General features: G+C 72.2%; 10 protein-coding genes and 2 pseudogenes. 6 read left to right on the forward strand and 6 right to left on the reverse strand.

All coding sequences use genetic code 11. From position 1 onward, the window contains the following. Positions 1 to 24 precede the first annotated feature (24 nt). The 6 genes from BM536_RS19935 to BM536_RS19960 all read left to right on the forward strand — a co-directional run bounded on the left by BM536_RS19935 (position 25) and on the right by BM536_RS19960 (position 5,171). The gene (locus BM536_RS19935; protein ID WP_073492178.1) at positions 25 to 609 is read left to right on the forward strand and encodes a pyridoxamine 5'-phosphate oxidase family protein; all 585 of its coding nucleotides are present in this window, start codon (positions 25 to 27) and stop codon (positions 607 to 609) included. 180 nt (positions 610 to 789) lie between these two features. Next, positions 790 to 978, forward strand: a complete 189-nt coding sequence (locus BM536_RS41785) for a hypothetical protein (RefSeq protein ID WP_073492177.1) — start codon at positions 790 to 792, stop codon at positions 976 to 978. Positions 979 to 980: 2 nt separating this feature from the next. Next, positions 981 to 1,721 (forward strand): L,D-transpeptidase family protein, encoded by a 741-nt coding sequence (locus BM536_RS19945; RefSeq protein WP_094103280.1) that lies wholly within the window; start codon positions 981 to 983, stop codon positions 1,719 to 1,721. 84 nt (positions 1,722 to 1,805) lie between these two features. Further along, on the forward strand, positions 1,806 to 3,188 hold the full coding sequence (locus BM536_RS19950) for a ferredoxin reductase family protein (protein ID WP_073492176.1): 1,383 nt from the start codon (positions 1,806 to 1,808) through the stop codon (positions 3,186 to 3,188). Positions 3,189 to 3,247: 59 nt separating this feature from the next. After that, the gene (locus BM536_RS19955; protein WP_073492175.1) at positions 3,248 to 4,375 is read left to right on the forward strand and encodes an FMN-binding protein; all 1,128 of its coding nucleotides are present in this window, start codon (positions 3,248 to 3,250) and stop codon (positions 4,373 to 4,375) included. Then, entirely contained in the window at positions 4,368 to 5,171 is an 804-nt protein-coding gene (locus BM536_RS19960) for an FAD:protein FMN transferase (protein WP_245873658.1), read from the forward strand. The genes BM536_RS19955 and BM536_RS19960 overlap by 8 nt, the downstream gene beginning before the upstream one ends. A 247-nt stretch (positions 5,172 to 5,418) precedes the next feature. Here BM536_RS19960 and BM536_RS19965 read toward each other — a convergent pair whose 3' ends face one another. The 6 genes and pseudogenes from BM536_RS19965 to BM536_RS19990 form a co-directional block, all read right to left on the reverse strand. Beyond that, a complete protein-coding gene (locus BM536_RS19965) occupies positions 5,419 to 5,961 on the reverse strand; it encodes an arginine repressor (protein ID WP_073492174.1) in 543 nt (180 codons plus the stop codon). A 7-nt stretch (positions 5,962 to 5,968) separates the two neighbouring features. Next, positions 5,969 to 7,182 (reverse strand): annotated as a pseudogene (locus BM536_RS19970) (acetylornithine transaminase). Beyond that, the gene (gene argB, locus BM536_RS19975) at positions 7,179 to 8,087 is read right to left on the reverse strand and encodes an acetylglutamate kinase (RefSeq protein ID WP_073492173.1); all 909 of its coding nucleotides are present in this window, start codon (positions 8,085 to 8,087) and stop codon (positions 7,179 to 7,181) included. The pseudogene BM536_RS19970 and the gene argB overlap by 4 nt, the downstream one beginning before the upstream one ends. Next, a complete protein-coding gene (argJ, locus tag BM536_RS19980) occupies positions 8,084 to 9,235 on the reverse strand; it encodes a bifunctional glutamate N-acetyltransferase/amino-acid acetyltransferase ArgJ (RefSeq protein ID WP_073492172.1) in 1,152 nt (383 codons plus the stop codon). The genes argB and argJ overlap by 4 nt, the downstream gene beginning before the upstream one ends. Beyond that, positions 9,232 to 10,272 carry an N-acetyl-gamma-glutamyl-phosphate reductase gene (gene argC / locus BM536_RS19985; protein ID WP_073492171.1) on the reverse strand — a complete coding sequence of 347 codons (1,041 nt, stop codon included), beginning with the start codon at positions 10,270 to 10,272 and terminating at the stop codon, positions 9,232 to 9,234. Before argC ends, argJ begins: the two co-directional genes overlap by 4 nt. Positions 10,273 to 10,308: 36 nt before the next feature. Then, positions 10,309 to 12,938, reverse strand: a pseudogene (locus tag BM536_RS19990) (YfhO family protein). Positions 12,939 to 13,191: the final 253 nt, after the last annotated feature.

A 13,191-nucleotide genomic window follows, 5' to 3' on the forward strand; every position in this document is an offset into this window, starting at 1 on the left:
GACTTTCCCGAATAATCGTTAGACATGGGAAAGACTTATGAGCGCATCGACGGCAGACTCCGTACGTTCATCGAGGAGCAGCCCCTGTTCTTCACCGCGACCGCGCCGCTGTCCGGCGACGGCACGGTGAACCTCTCCCCCAAGGGCCTCAAGGGCTCGTTCGCCGTTCTCGACGAACGCACCGTGGCGTACCTCGACTTCGCCGGCTCCAACGCCGAGACGATCGCGCATCTGCGGGAGAACGGCCGGATCACGCTGATGTGGTGTGCGTTCCAGGGCCCGCCCAACATCGTGCGGGTGCACGGCCGTGGTGAACCCGTCTTCCGTGACGACCCCCGCTTCACGGACCTCCTCGCCACGCACTTCCCCGGCTTCGACCCGAGCCCGCACGGGCTGCGGGCGATCATCGTCGTGCACGCCGAACTCGTCCGGGACACCTGCGGATACGCGGTGCCCTTCATGACGTACGACGAGGATCGCGATCTGCACGCGAAGCGGTTCGCGCGGGAGGACGACGAGTCGCTCAGCGCGTACTTCGCGAAGAAGGAGCACATCGCGACGAGCATGGACGGACTGCCCGGACTTCCACTGCCCCTGCGCCCGATTTGACGCTCATGGGTCATGTGTAGAGGTTCAGCGGCACCGGCGGGACCCTCTCGCCGCCGCCCGCCGATCCGGCGGACCCCGAAGCGGGCGAGTTCGAGCGGCTGCCCACCAACTGGATCGCCGACTTCCGGCGCCTGTTCGCCTTCCAGGAGGCGGTGGGTACCGGAGCGGGCCGAACTCCAGGTGCCCGCAGAGCAGTTCAACCTCGCCAAGCGCATCGACACCCTGCTGGTCAACCCGCTCGCCAACCTGCCGCTCGGCTCCTTCGGCGGCGCTGGGCCCGGTGACCTGATCGGCGGACCGCGGGCGGCGGTGCCGCGCACGGTCGGCCCACCCGGCCTGCCGGTGGCGTCACCGCCGCTTAGCGTCTGACCATGAGCCCTCGTGCCCTCGCCACCGCCCTCGTCTGTGCGTCCCTGCTTCTGCTCGGGGCGGCTCCGGGCGGCGGAGGGCCGACGCCCCCACCGCCGCCCCCGCGGTCGTCCCCACCGCCGCTTCCCGCGCGGATGGCGGACACGGGCGGCGGCACCCAGCTGATCACCGCCGTGGCCCCGGACACCGGCGCCACGGCGGGCACGCTCACCTGGTGGGACCTGCGGGGCGGCCGGTGGGTGCGGGCCGGTTCCGCGCCGGCACGGTTCGGCGCGAAGGGGCTGGCCGAGGGAGCCGTACGCCGGCAGGGCACGAACACGACGCCGACCGGCCTGTACGACCTCCCGTTCGCGTTCGGCGTCCAGGCGCCGCCGCGCGGGACGACGTACGTGTACCGTCCCGTGCGCGAGGACTCCTGGTGGTGCCAGGACAACGCGTCCCGCTCCTACAACCGGTGGACCGAGCCGCGTCCGGCCGACTGCCGTGCCGCCGAGTCCGAGCACCTGCTCGCCTACCGGACCCAGTACGCGCACGCGCTGGTGATCGGGTTCAACTACCGCCACCCGGTGCGCGGCCGTGGCGCGGGGATCTTCCTGCACGTCAACGGGCGGGGGGCGACCGCCGGTTGTGTGTCGGTACCGGCGGACGCGATGCGGCGCGTCCTGGCCTGGGCCCGTCCGACGCACCGGCCGCACCTGGCGATCGGGACGGACGGCGGGCGGACGGCGATCACCCGGTACTGAAGCCGTACCGGACGGGGCCGGGCTGAACACTTGGCGGCCGCGGCCCGTATCTGTGGGTCAAGGGTCCGTACCCACGGAGGAACAGTGACCACGACGATCGCCGGCGGCCGTGCCGCCCGCCGCCAGACGATGCGCCGCATCCGTCCGCGCCGCTCCCCGGCCGTCCCGCTGCTGCTCGCCGTCTGGGCGGGCGCCGCGGGCGTGCTGTGGCTGTGGTGGAACAACACCCCGTCCATCTCGGACACCAGCGGCAAGATCCTCAACGCCGGGCGGATCACCGGTCTGCTCGCCGGATACCTGATGGCGCTCGTCGTCCTCCAGATGGCCCGGGTGCCCGCGCTGGAACGCCGGGTCGGCTCGGACCGGGTCGCCCGCTGGCACGCGATGACCGGCCGCTACACGCTCAGCCTCACCTTCGCGCACGTGTTCCTCATCATGTGGGGATACGCGCTCCAGGCCGGCAAGTCGCTCGGCGACATCGTGCAGCAGACCGTCGACTCCGTGAACCAGCTGCCCGACATGGGCAAGGCCGCCATCGGCACCGCCCTGCTGGTGGTCATCGGCCTGTCGTCGATCGGCCCGGTGCGCCGCCGGATGCCGTACGACACCTGGTACCACGTGCATCTGATGACGTACGCGGCGGTGTTCCTGACCTTCTGGCACCAGATCACCACCGGCAACGACTTCGCCGTCGAACCCGCCGCGAAGACCGCGTGGTACGCGCTGTACGGGTCGGTCACCGCGCTGGTCGTCTGGTACCGCATCCTCACCCCGATCCGGCTGAACCTGCGCCACCGCATGTATGTCGAAGCGGTCATCGAGGAGACGCCCGGCATCGTGTCGGTGCTGATCGGCGGGCGCAGGCTGCACCGGATCGGCGCGGAGGCCGGGCAGTTCTTCCGGTGGCGGTTCCTGGCGCCGGGCATGCGGTTCAGCTCCCACCCGTACTCACTGTCGGCGGCCCCCCGCCCCGAGCTGCTGCGCATCACCGTCAAGGCGATCGGCGACCACAGCTCCGCGCTGCGCGGCCTCAAGCCGGGCGTGAAGGTGTGGGCCGAGGGTCCGTACGGCGCGATGACGGCCTCCCGGCGGAGCCAGGGCAAGGTGCTGCTGGTGGCCGGCGGCGTCGGCATCACGCCGATGCGGGCGCTGTTCGAGACGCTGCCCGGCGCGGAAGGAGACATCACGCTCCTCTACCGGGCCAACAGCACGCAGGACCTGGCGCTGTGGGACGAGCTGGCGCAGATCGCCGACGAGCGCGGGGCGCGGCTGATGTACGCGGTCAACAGCCCCGACGGGGAACGCCCCGACATCTCGGCGGAGTCCCTGCAGCGCAAGCTGCCGGACATCGAGGAGCACGACGTCTTCATGTGCGGGCCGGCCGGCTTCGCCCAGAACGTGTACGAGGCACTGCGCGGCGCCGGGGTTCCCGCCCGCCGCATCCACCACGAGTCGTTCGAGATGTGAGCGACGGAAATCCACGCGTCCACGGGAAGCAACACGGGAAGCAACGGGAAACAGGAGCGATGAAGAAAAGCCACCCTCTGCGGCGCGTCGTACTCGCCGGCGCGGCCACCGTGTCCGGGATCGTGCTGCTGCTGTCGCTGAAGCCGTCGTCGGACCCGGGCTCCGCCCAGGCCGCCGGCGCGGCGGCACAGGAAGCGGCTCAGGGCGGGGCCGGAGCGGCCGTGTCCGGGGCGATCACCGGTGACGCCTCTCAGACGCAGTACGGGGCCGTCCAGGTCCGCGTGACCGTCAGCAACGGCAAGATCACCAAGGCGGAGACGGTCCAGGCCCCCAAGGGCGGCCAGAGCGACCAGATCACCGCCGACGCCGTGCCCAAACTCAACCAGGCCGCCCTCACCGCGCAGAGCGCCGACATCGACGCCGTCTCGGGCGCCACCTTCACCAGCGAGGGCTACAAGAAGTCCCTCCAGTCGGCGATCGACAAGATGAAGGCGAGCGCGGGGGCCTCGCAGGGGGCGGCCGGCGCGGCCCCGGTGTCGGGCACCTTCGACGGGGACGCCGCGCAGACGCAGTACGGCGCCGTGCAGGTGCGGATCACCGTCAGCAACAACCAGATCACCAAGGCGGAGACGGTCCAGGCCCCCAAGGGCGGCCAGAGCGACCAGATCACCGCCGACGCCGTACCCAAGCTCAACCAGGCCGTCGTCACCAAGCAGAGCCCCGACATCGACGCCGTCTCCGGGGCGACCTACACCAGCACCGGGTACAAGCAGTCCCTCCAGTCGGCGATCGACAAGGCCAACGCCAGTGCGGGGGCGCAGGGTTCGGGGGCGCAGGAGGGCTCGAAGGCCCCGGAGGCACCGAAGGCGCCCGAGGCCTCGAAGACGCCGGAGGGCTCGGGGAACGCGCAGGCGGGCGGCACCTTCACCGGGGAGGCCGTACAGACGCAGTACGGGACCGTGCAGGTCCGGATCACCGTCAGCGGCGGCAAGATCACCAAGGCGGAGACGGTCCAGGCCCCCAAGGGCGGCCAGAGCGACCAGATCACCGCCGACGCCGTGCCCAAGCTCAACCGGGCCGCCGTGGCAGCCGGCAGCGCCGACATCGACGCCGTCTCCGGCGCCACCTACACCAGTGGCGGCTACAAGGAGTCCCTCCAGTCGGCGCTGGACCAGGCCGGTGGCTGACACGGTGGCCGAATCCTCGCATGCTCCCACCGTGTTGCGGCACGCGGAGGAGGTCATGGGGACCGTCTTCTCCTTCGACGTCCGCGGCGGGGAACCCCGTGCGGTACGGGCGGCCCTCGACGAGGCGGTCGCCGGGCTGCACCGGGTGAACGAGGTGTTCAGCACCTACCGGGAGGACAGTCAGGTCTCCCGGCTCGTACGCGGAGAGCTGACCGTCGACGCGTGCGACCCCGAAGTCGCCGAGGTGCTGGAGCTGGGCGCCGAGGCGGAGCGGGCCAGCGAGGGCTGGTTCAGCATGCGCTACGAGGGCGGTCGGCTCGACCCCACCGGGATCGTCAAGGGGTGGGCGGCCGAGCGGGCGGCGCGGGTGATCGCGGCGGCGGGGGTGAGCGGGGTGAGCGTCAACGGGGGCGGGGACGTCCAGCTGCTGGGCGTGCCCGGTCCGGACCGGCCCTGGCGGATCGGGGTGTCGGACCCGCTGCGGCCCGGTGGGCTGGCGGCGGTGGTCTCGGCGGCGGGGGCGGACGAGCTGGCGGTGGCCACGTCGGGGACGGCGGAGCGGGGGGCGCACATCGTCGACCCCCGCACGGGTCGCTCCGCGGTGACCGACCTCGTCGCCGTGACCGTCGTCGCGCCCCGGCTGACATGGGCGGACTGCTGGGCGACGGCCGCGTTCGCGATGGGTTCGCGGGAGGGTCTCCGGTGGCTGGAGTCACTCCCGGACGTGGAGGCGCTGCTGATCACCGCGGGGGACGAGGTGCGGTGCACAGGGGGGTTGGCGCGGCGGCTGGGCTGAGCGTCGGCTTCAGCTGACCGGTGTCCGGGAGGCGCGAGACCCGGCGCTCCCCGGGTGCCGCCTTCGCCCACCCGTGCCGCCCCAGGCGGCACGCATGCCCGCGGGCTGGGCGGGGTGGGATGCCCGCAGACGGCGGCACCTGGGCGATGCCGGTAACTGCAGCACCCCAGGGGCGCGGGGAACTGCGCGACCAGCCCCCACGCACCCGCACCCTTGAAAGAGGCCGATCCCTCCGACCGGCGGAGCCTCACGTGTTCTGGGCGAGGCGCAGCATGTGGTCCGCCAGGGCCTGACCACCCGTCGGTTCGCGGCTGATCAGCAGGAGCGTGTCGTCGCCGGCGATCGTGCCGAGGATGTCGTGCAGTTCGGCCTGGTCGATCGCCGAGGCGAGGAACTGGGCCGCGCCCGGCGGCGTACGCAGGACCACGAGGTTCGCGGAGGCCTCGGCGGAGATCAGCAGCTCCGCCGACAGGCGCCGCATCCGCTCCTCCTTGGCCGACTCCCCCAGCGGGACCCGTGGCGTACGGAATCCGCCCTCGCTGGGCACCGCGTAGATCAGGTCGCCGTCGTTGTTGCGGATCTTCACCGCGTTCAGCTCGTCGAGATCGCGGGAGAGCGTCGCCTGGGTGACGCTCAGTCCGTCGTCGGCGAGCAGTTTCGCCAGTTGGCTCTGCGAGCGCACGGGCTGCCGGTTGAGGATGTCCACGATCCGGCGGTGGCGGGCGGTGCGGGTCTGCGGCACGGCGGGCCCGTTGCCCACCGGCTGCTCGTGGTCCTGCGCCTGGCTCATCGTCGTCTCATTCCCCGGTTCGTCCGTCCCCGTCTGCTGCCTGGAGGATGCCGGGCAGTGCCTCGAGCAGCGCGTCCACCTCGTCGTCGCCGAGGTTCAGCGGTGGCATCAGCCGTACGACGTCGGGGGCGGGCGCGTTGACCAGGAACCCGGCCTCCTGAGCCGCCTGGCGCACCTGGGGCGCGAGCGGCTCGGTGAGCACGATACCCAGGAGGAGACCCGCGCCCCGGACATAATCGATCAACGGGTGGCCGAGACCCTCGATTCCGTTCCGCAGCTTCTCGCTCTGCCGCTTGACGTTCTCCAGCAGCCCCTCGTTCTCGATGGTGTCGAGGACGGCGAGTCCGGCCGCGCAGGCGACGGGGTTGCCGCCGAACGTCGTGCCGTGCTGGCCGGGCCGGAGCAGTTCGGCGGCCCGGCCGAAGGCGACGGTCGCGCCGAGCGGCAGCCCGCCGCCGAGCTGCTTGGCGAGGGTGACCACGTCGGGCAGGACACCCTCGTGGGCCTGGTACTCGAACCAGTGCCCGGTGCGGCCGATGCCGGTCTGCACCTCGTCGAGGACGAGGAGCGCCCCGGTGGCGGCGGTGATCGCGCGGGCGGCCTTGAGGTAGCCGGCGGGCGGGACGACGACGCCGAGTTCGCCCTGGATCGGTTCGATGACGACGAGCGCGGTCTCGTCGTGACGGCGGCGGCCAGCGCCTGCGCGTCACCGAAGGGGACGTGCGTGACGTCGCCGGGCAGCGGCAGGAAGGGTTCGCGCTTGCCGGCCTGTCCGGTGAGCGCGAGGGCGCCCATCGTACGGCCGTGGAAGGCGCCCTCGGTGGCCACGACGTGGGTGCGCCCGGTCAGCCGGCCGATCTTGAACGCGGCCTCGTTGGCCTCGGCGCCGGAGTTGCAGAAGAAGACCCTGCCCTCGCGGCCGAAGTGCTGGAGGAGCCGTTCGGCGAGGGCCACCGTGGGTTCGGCCATGAAGAAGTTGGAGATGTGGCCGAGGGAGCCGATCTGCCGGGTCACGGCCTCGACGATCGCCGGATGGGCGTGGCCGAGGGCGTTGGTCGCGATGCCGCCGACGAAGTCGAGGTAGCTGTTGCCGTCGGCGTCCCACAGCCGGGTGCCCTCGCCGCGGACCAGGGGCAGCAGCGGGGTGCCGTAGTTGTTCATGAGCGCGCCCTGCCAGCGCGTGGTCAGTTCCTCGTTGCCCGTGACGGCGTTGCTGCTCATGACGACTCCCCCTCTTTCTCGTCGGGCACGACCATCGTGCCGATGCCCTCGTCGGTGAAGATCTCCAGCAGGATCGAGTGCTGGACGCGTCCGTCGATGACGCGGGCGGTGGTGACGCCGCCTCGCACGGCGTGCAGACAGCCCTCCATCTTCGGGACCATGCCGGCCGACAACTCCGGCAGCAGCTTCTCCAGTTGGGAAGCGGTGAGGCGGCTGATCACCTCGTCGGAGTTCGGCCAGTCCTCGTAGAGACCCTCGACGTCCGTGAGGACCATGAGGGTTTCGGCGCCCAGAGCAGCAGCGAGTGCCGCAGCCGCCGTATCAGCATTGACGTTGTAGACATGGTGGTCTTCCTGGCTACGGGCGATCGACGAGACGACCGGGATACGCCCGTCGGCGAGCAGTGCCTCGATCGCGCCCGTGTCGATCGCGGTGATCTCGCCCACCCGCCCGATGTCGACCAGCTCTCCGTCGATCGTGGGCCGGTGCTTTACGGCGGTGATGGTGTGCGCGTCCTCGCCGGTCAGCCCGACGGCGAGCGGGCCGTGCTGGTTGAGCAGTCCGACCAGTTCGCGCTGGACCTGCCCGGCCAGCACCATCCGTACGACGTCCATGGCGTCCTCGGTGGTGACGCGCAGGCCGGCCTTGAACTCGCTGACGATGCCGTGCTTGTCGAGGGCGGCGCTGATCTGGGGGCCGCCGCCGTGCACGACGACGGGCTTGAGGCCGGCGTGGTGCAGGAACACGACGTCCTGCGCGAAGGCGGCTTTCAGGTCCTCGTCGATCATGGCGTTGCCGCCGAACTTGATGACGACCGTCTTGCCGTTGTGCCGGGTCAGCCAGGGCAGCGCCTCGATGAGGATCTGGGCCTTGGGCAGCGCGGTGTGCTTGCGGGTGGTGCTCATGACGAGTACGCGCTGTTCTCGTGGACGTAGTCGGCGGTGAGATCGTTGGTCCAGATGGTGGCGGTCTCGGAGCCGGCCGCGAGGTCGGCGACGATGTGCACCTCGCGGTAGCGCATGTCGACCTTGTCGCGGTCCTCGCCGACGCCGCCGTCCTTGCACACCCAGACGCCGTTGATGGCGACGTTGAGCCGGTCGGGCTCGAAGGCGGCCCTGGTGGTACCGATCGCGGAGAGCACGCGGCCCCAGTTGGGGTCCTCGCCGTGGATGGCGCACTTGAGGAGGTTGTTGCGGGCGATGGAGCGGCCCACCTCGACGGCGTCGTCCTCGCTGGCGGCGTTGACGACCTCGACCTTGATGTCCTTGCTGGCGCCCTCGGCGTCGCGGATGAGCTGCTGGCCCAGGTCGTCGCAGACGGTGCGGACGGCCTCGGCGAACTCGGCGTACTCCGGGGTGACCTCGGAGGCGCCGGAGGCGAGCAGCAGCACGGTGTCGTTGGTCGACATGCAGCCGTCGGAGTCGACGCGGTCGAAGGTGACCTTGGTGGCGGCGCGCAGCGCCTTGTCGAGCGCCTCGCTGTCCAGGTCGGCGTCGGTGGTGAGGACGACCAGCATGGTGGCGAGGCCGGGGGCGAGCATGCCCGCGCCCTTCGCCATGCCGCCGACGGTCCAGCCGTTCCTCGTCACGACGGCCGTCTTGTGGACGGTGTCGGTGGTCTTGATGGCGATGGCGGCCTTCTCGCCGCCGTGCTCGCTCAGCGCCTCGGCGGCCTTCTCGACCCCGGGGAGCAGCTTGTCCATCGGCAGGAGGAGGCCGATGAGGCCGGTGGAGGCGACGGCGACCTCGCCGGCGCCCAGGCCGAGGACCTCGGCGACCTTCTCGGCGGTGGCGTGCGTGTCCTGGAAGCCCTTCGGTCCCGTGCAGGCGTTGGCGCCGCCGGAGTTGAGGATCACGGCGGAGAGCGCGCCGCCGCGGAGGACCTGCTCGGACCAGAGCACCGGCGCGGCCTTGACGCGGTTGGAGGTGAAGACGCCCGCGGCGGCGCGGCGCGGCCCGGTGTTGACCACGAGGGCCAGGTCCGGGTTGCCGTTCTCCTTGATCCCGGCGGCGATGCCCGCCGCCGTGAATCCCTTGGCTGCCGTGACGCTCACGGTGCGACTCCGATCGTGGAAAGTCCCAGTGCCTCGGGGAGCCCGAGGGCGATGTTCATGCTCTGGACGGCACCGCCCGCGGTGCCCTTGGTCAGGTTGTCGATGGCGCTGATCGCGATGATGCGGCCCACCGCCTCGTCGAAGGCGACCTGCACCTGAACGGCGTTGGAACCGTGGACGGACGCCGTGGCGGGCCACTGGCCCTCGGGCAGCAGGTGGACGAAGGGCTCGTCGGCGAAGGCCTTCTCGTAGGCGGCGCGCACGGACTCGGCGGTGACACCCGCCCTGGCTGCGGCGCTGCACGTGGCGAGGATGCCGCGGGGCATCGGCGCGAGCGTCGGCGTGAAGGAGACGGAGACCCGCTCCCCCGCCGCCGCACTGAGGTTCTGGATCATCTCGGGCGTGTGCCGGTGGCCGCCGCCGACGCCGTACGGCGACATCGACCCCATGACCTCGCTGCCGAGCAGGTGCGGCTTGGCCGCCTTGCCCGCGCCGGAGGTGCCGGAGGCGGCGACGATCACGGCCTCGGGGCCGGCCAGGCCCGCCGCGTACGCCGGGAACAGGGCCAGGGAGACGGCCGTGGGGTAGCAGCCGGGCACCGCGATGCGCTTGGACCCCTCCAGCGCGACGCGGCCGCCCGGCAGTTCGGGGAGGCCGTAGGGCCAGGTTCCGGCGTGCGGGGAGCCGTAGAAGCGCTCCCAGTCGGCGGGGTCCTCGAGCCGGAAGTCGGCGCCCATGTCGATGACGAGGACGTCCGGGCCGAGCTGTTCGGCGACGGCGGCGGACTGTCCGTGCGGGAGGGCGAGGAAGACCACGTCATGCCGACGGCCCTGTCCCGCCAGCACCTCGGGAGTGGTCTCCTGGAGCACGCGGTCGGCCAGGGGAAGGAGGTGCGGCTGGAGGCTTCCCAGCTTCTGTCCCGCGTTGGAGTTGCCGGTGAGGGCACCGATCTCGACCTCGGGGTGCGCGAGGAGCAGGCGCAGCGCCTCGCCGCCCGCGTACCCGCTCGCTCCGGCCACTGCCACACGTACCGTCATGTCCACCCTCCTCTTGGATGGCATGACTATACGTCGCTATGCACGTTTATACAATCCATCCTCCGTCGCACGACCCGACTCCCGCCGTCGCCGGACGGCGGTGAGGACGCCCAGCAGCGCCACGGCCAGCAACGACATACCCCCCACGACCGTGCCCAATCGCAGACCGGGCGGGTGGAAGGTGCAGGTGAGTCGGGTCGAGGAGCCGTCGAGGGGTATGGCGATCAGTCCGTGGTACTTCCCGGCGGGTACGGCGGGGCCGTCGCCCGTGGCGCAGCGCCAGCCGGCGGTCCGGGGCGCCGCGACGACGGCGGTGCCCGTGGCGCCCTCGGGGAGTTCCGCCCGGATCGTGCCGCCCGACACGCTCACCCGGGTGGCGCCGGTGGCCGTGAGTCGCTCGACGGCGGTGTTCAGCCGGGCGGTGTCCAGACAGCCGACGGCGCCGTCCGGGACGGTGCTCGGCTGCTTCGGGGACAGTTCGACGCGCAGGCGTCCGGAGGCGGGGACGGTGCCCAGCCGCTGCATTGCGGCGATCTTGCTGACGGGGTCGGACCGGAACCGCCCGGTCGGAGCGCCTGCGGGGGCATCGGCGAGCCGCGCCGTGCCCGCGAAGTGCGGCGCCCACAGGTACACCTCGCCGCCGGCCGCGCACCGGGCCGTGACCGTCGGCCGGTCCGCGGTGTTCCCCGCGGGGAGCGCGTCGAGGCGTACGCCCGGCCGGTCGCCCTGGGTCCGGCCGGCCGGCTTGCCGTCGCCGGTCCGCACGGTGAGGCGGGGCACGGTGTAGACGCGGGTGCCCAGCAGGAGTTCCTGGTTGCGGTACGGCGACGGCCCGAAGGCGGAGGGGCCGGCTCCGGTGGGCCGTACGGTCACCAGGGGCGGGACCTCCCGCCGGGTCACGGACACTCCGCTGCCGTCCTGCGGGAACCAGTTCTGGTGCGGGTCCGGCGGGGAGTGCACCCGGGCGCCGACGGAGAAGATCACGTCCGTGGCGGCGTTGTCGAGGCTCTGGAGGCTGCGACCGCCCGAGGTCCAGCCGCCGCCCAGCGCGGTGAGCGTGCGGAACAGCACGTCGGAGGTGTGGCTGCTGTAGTACTGGGCACCCTGGCCGCCGACCGTCAGCGGGTCGTTGCCGACGGTCTGCTCCCGGCCCGGGTCGGTCCGGTACCGGGGCCAGCCGTCGGCCTCCGCCACCGCCTCGGCCTGCTCCTGCCGTCGCTGCCCCCAGGGCGCGTAGTCGTCCATGTGCCCGAGTCACAGTCGGGTGGCCACGGCGGCGGTGGCGGTGGCCTCGACGAGCTGCGTACCGACGAGCAGCACCACGGCGCACACGGCCGGCACGCTACGGCGCCCGGTGCCGGAGCCGCGCCCGGCGCCGAGCCGCGCCCGGCGCCCTTGCGGCCGAGCAGGAACAGCCCGCCCAGCGCACCCGCCGCGGCAAGGAGCAGCACCGGCCACGCCAGGGGACGCACCAGGTCGCTGCCGCTCGCGACGGCGGCGATCAGTACGAGCAGCCCGCCCGCCGCGGCCAAGGCGCGCCGGTCGGGCGGGCCGTACGAGAGCGCGTGCCAGGCCGCGATCACCAGCAGCGCGCACACCACGAAGGTCTGCCGGTACGAGCTGCCCTGCGGGGCGGCGAAGGCGTGCCAGAGCAGTTGGGTCGGGCCCCACTGCATCGACAGCGTCACCACGGCCACCAGCAGCGTCCATCCGGCGCGCTCGCGCGCGGGCGCCGACCGGACGAAGGGCAGCGCGAGGGCGAGCAGCAGGGCGGTGGTGCCCACGAAGAGGGCGGGAGAGCCGAAGCTGTACGTCGTCGGCAGCAGGCGGGCCAGCAGGTCCTGGGGGGAAACCGGTGTGAAACCGGTGAACCTGCCCGGCGAGGCGTGGGCACTGCCGAAGTACACGACGGCCACCAGCGGTGCCGCGAGGCCCATGCCCAGGACGGTGGTCAGGCCCGCCCGGCCCGCCGCCGCGAGGCCCTGGCGGCGCGGGAGTCCGGAGAGCCACAGCCGCAGCAGCAGGACGAGACCGGCGGCGAGGGTGGCCATGTAGGCGGTGTAGAAGTTGGCGGTCCAGGCCGCCGCGACGATCCCCACGCCGAGGAACGGACGCCGTCCGGCCAGGGCCCACCCGCCCACCAGGCACAGTAACGGCAGGGCGATGAGGCCGTCGAGCCACATGAGGTTGTACGTGGCGCTCGACACGGTCCAGCCGCACAGGGCGTACGACGCGCCGAGGAGACCCGCCGCCCACCAGCGGCCGGGCCGCAGGGTCGGCAGCAGCCGGGCCATCGCGGCGGCGGCGCAGGCGAGCTTCAGCACGGTGACGACGTACACCGCGAGGTCGATCCGGTCGCGTGGGAACATGCCGACGAGCAGGGCGAACGGGCTGCTGACGTAGGTGGCGAGATCGGGGAGGAAGCTCGCGCCGTAACCGGACTGCCAGTTGAAGAGGACGCCACCGTCGGCCCGGCCGTGCAGCAGGTCCCACAGGTGCGTGTGGAAGGGCAGGTACTGGTTGCCCAGGTCGTTGACGCTCCGGGTGCGGGGGCCGAAGGGATAGCTGCGGGCGACGACGTCGGAGGCGCAGAACGCCGTGACGGTGAGGAGGGCGGCGAGGAGGGGCGCGGACCGCCTCGGGCCGGGCCGCGGCCGTAGGAGCAGCCGGGCGAGGGTGGTCCGCTGCCGGTCGGACGGTGGCTGTGGCTCGGCGGCCGGGCGCGGTCCGGATGTCGAGGGCCGGTCGCCGCCGGGGGCGGCCGGTGTCCTCGGCTCCGGAGAGGTCGTCGACGTCACAGCGTGCCCCCGTCTGGTCGTCGTGCGCCGGGGAGTCACCCCCGTGCCGGTCGATTCGCCGACTTAGACGGGTGGTCATTCCGCATGGTTGTGCCGCACGGCGAAATTGCGGAGGGAATTC

Origin of the sequence: Streptomyces phaeoluteigriseus, from assembly GCF_001896135.2 — a bacterium.
GTDB lineage: Bacteria > Actinomycetota > Actinomycetes > Streptomycetales > Streptomycetaceae > Streptomyces > Streptomyces phaeoluteigriseus.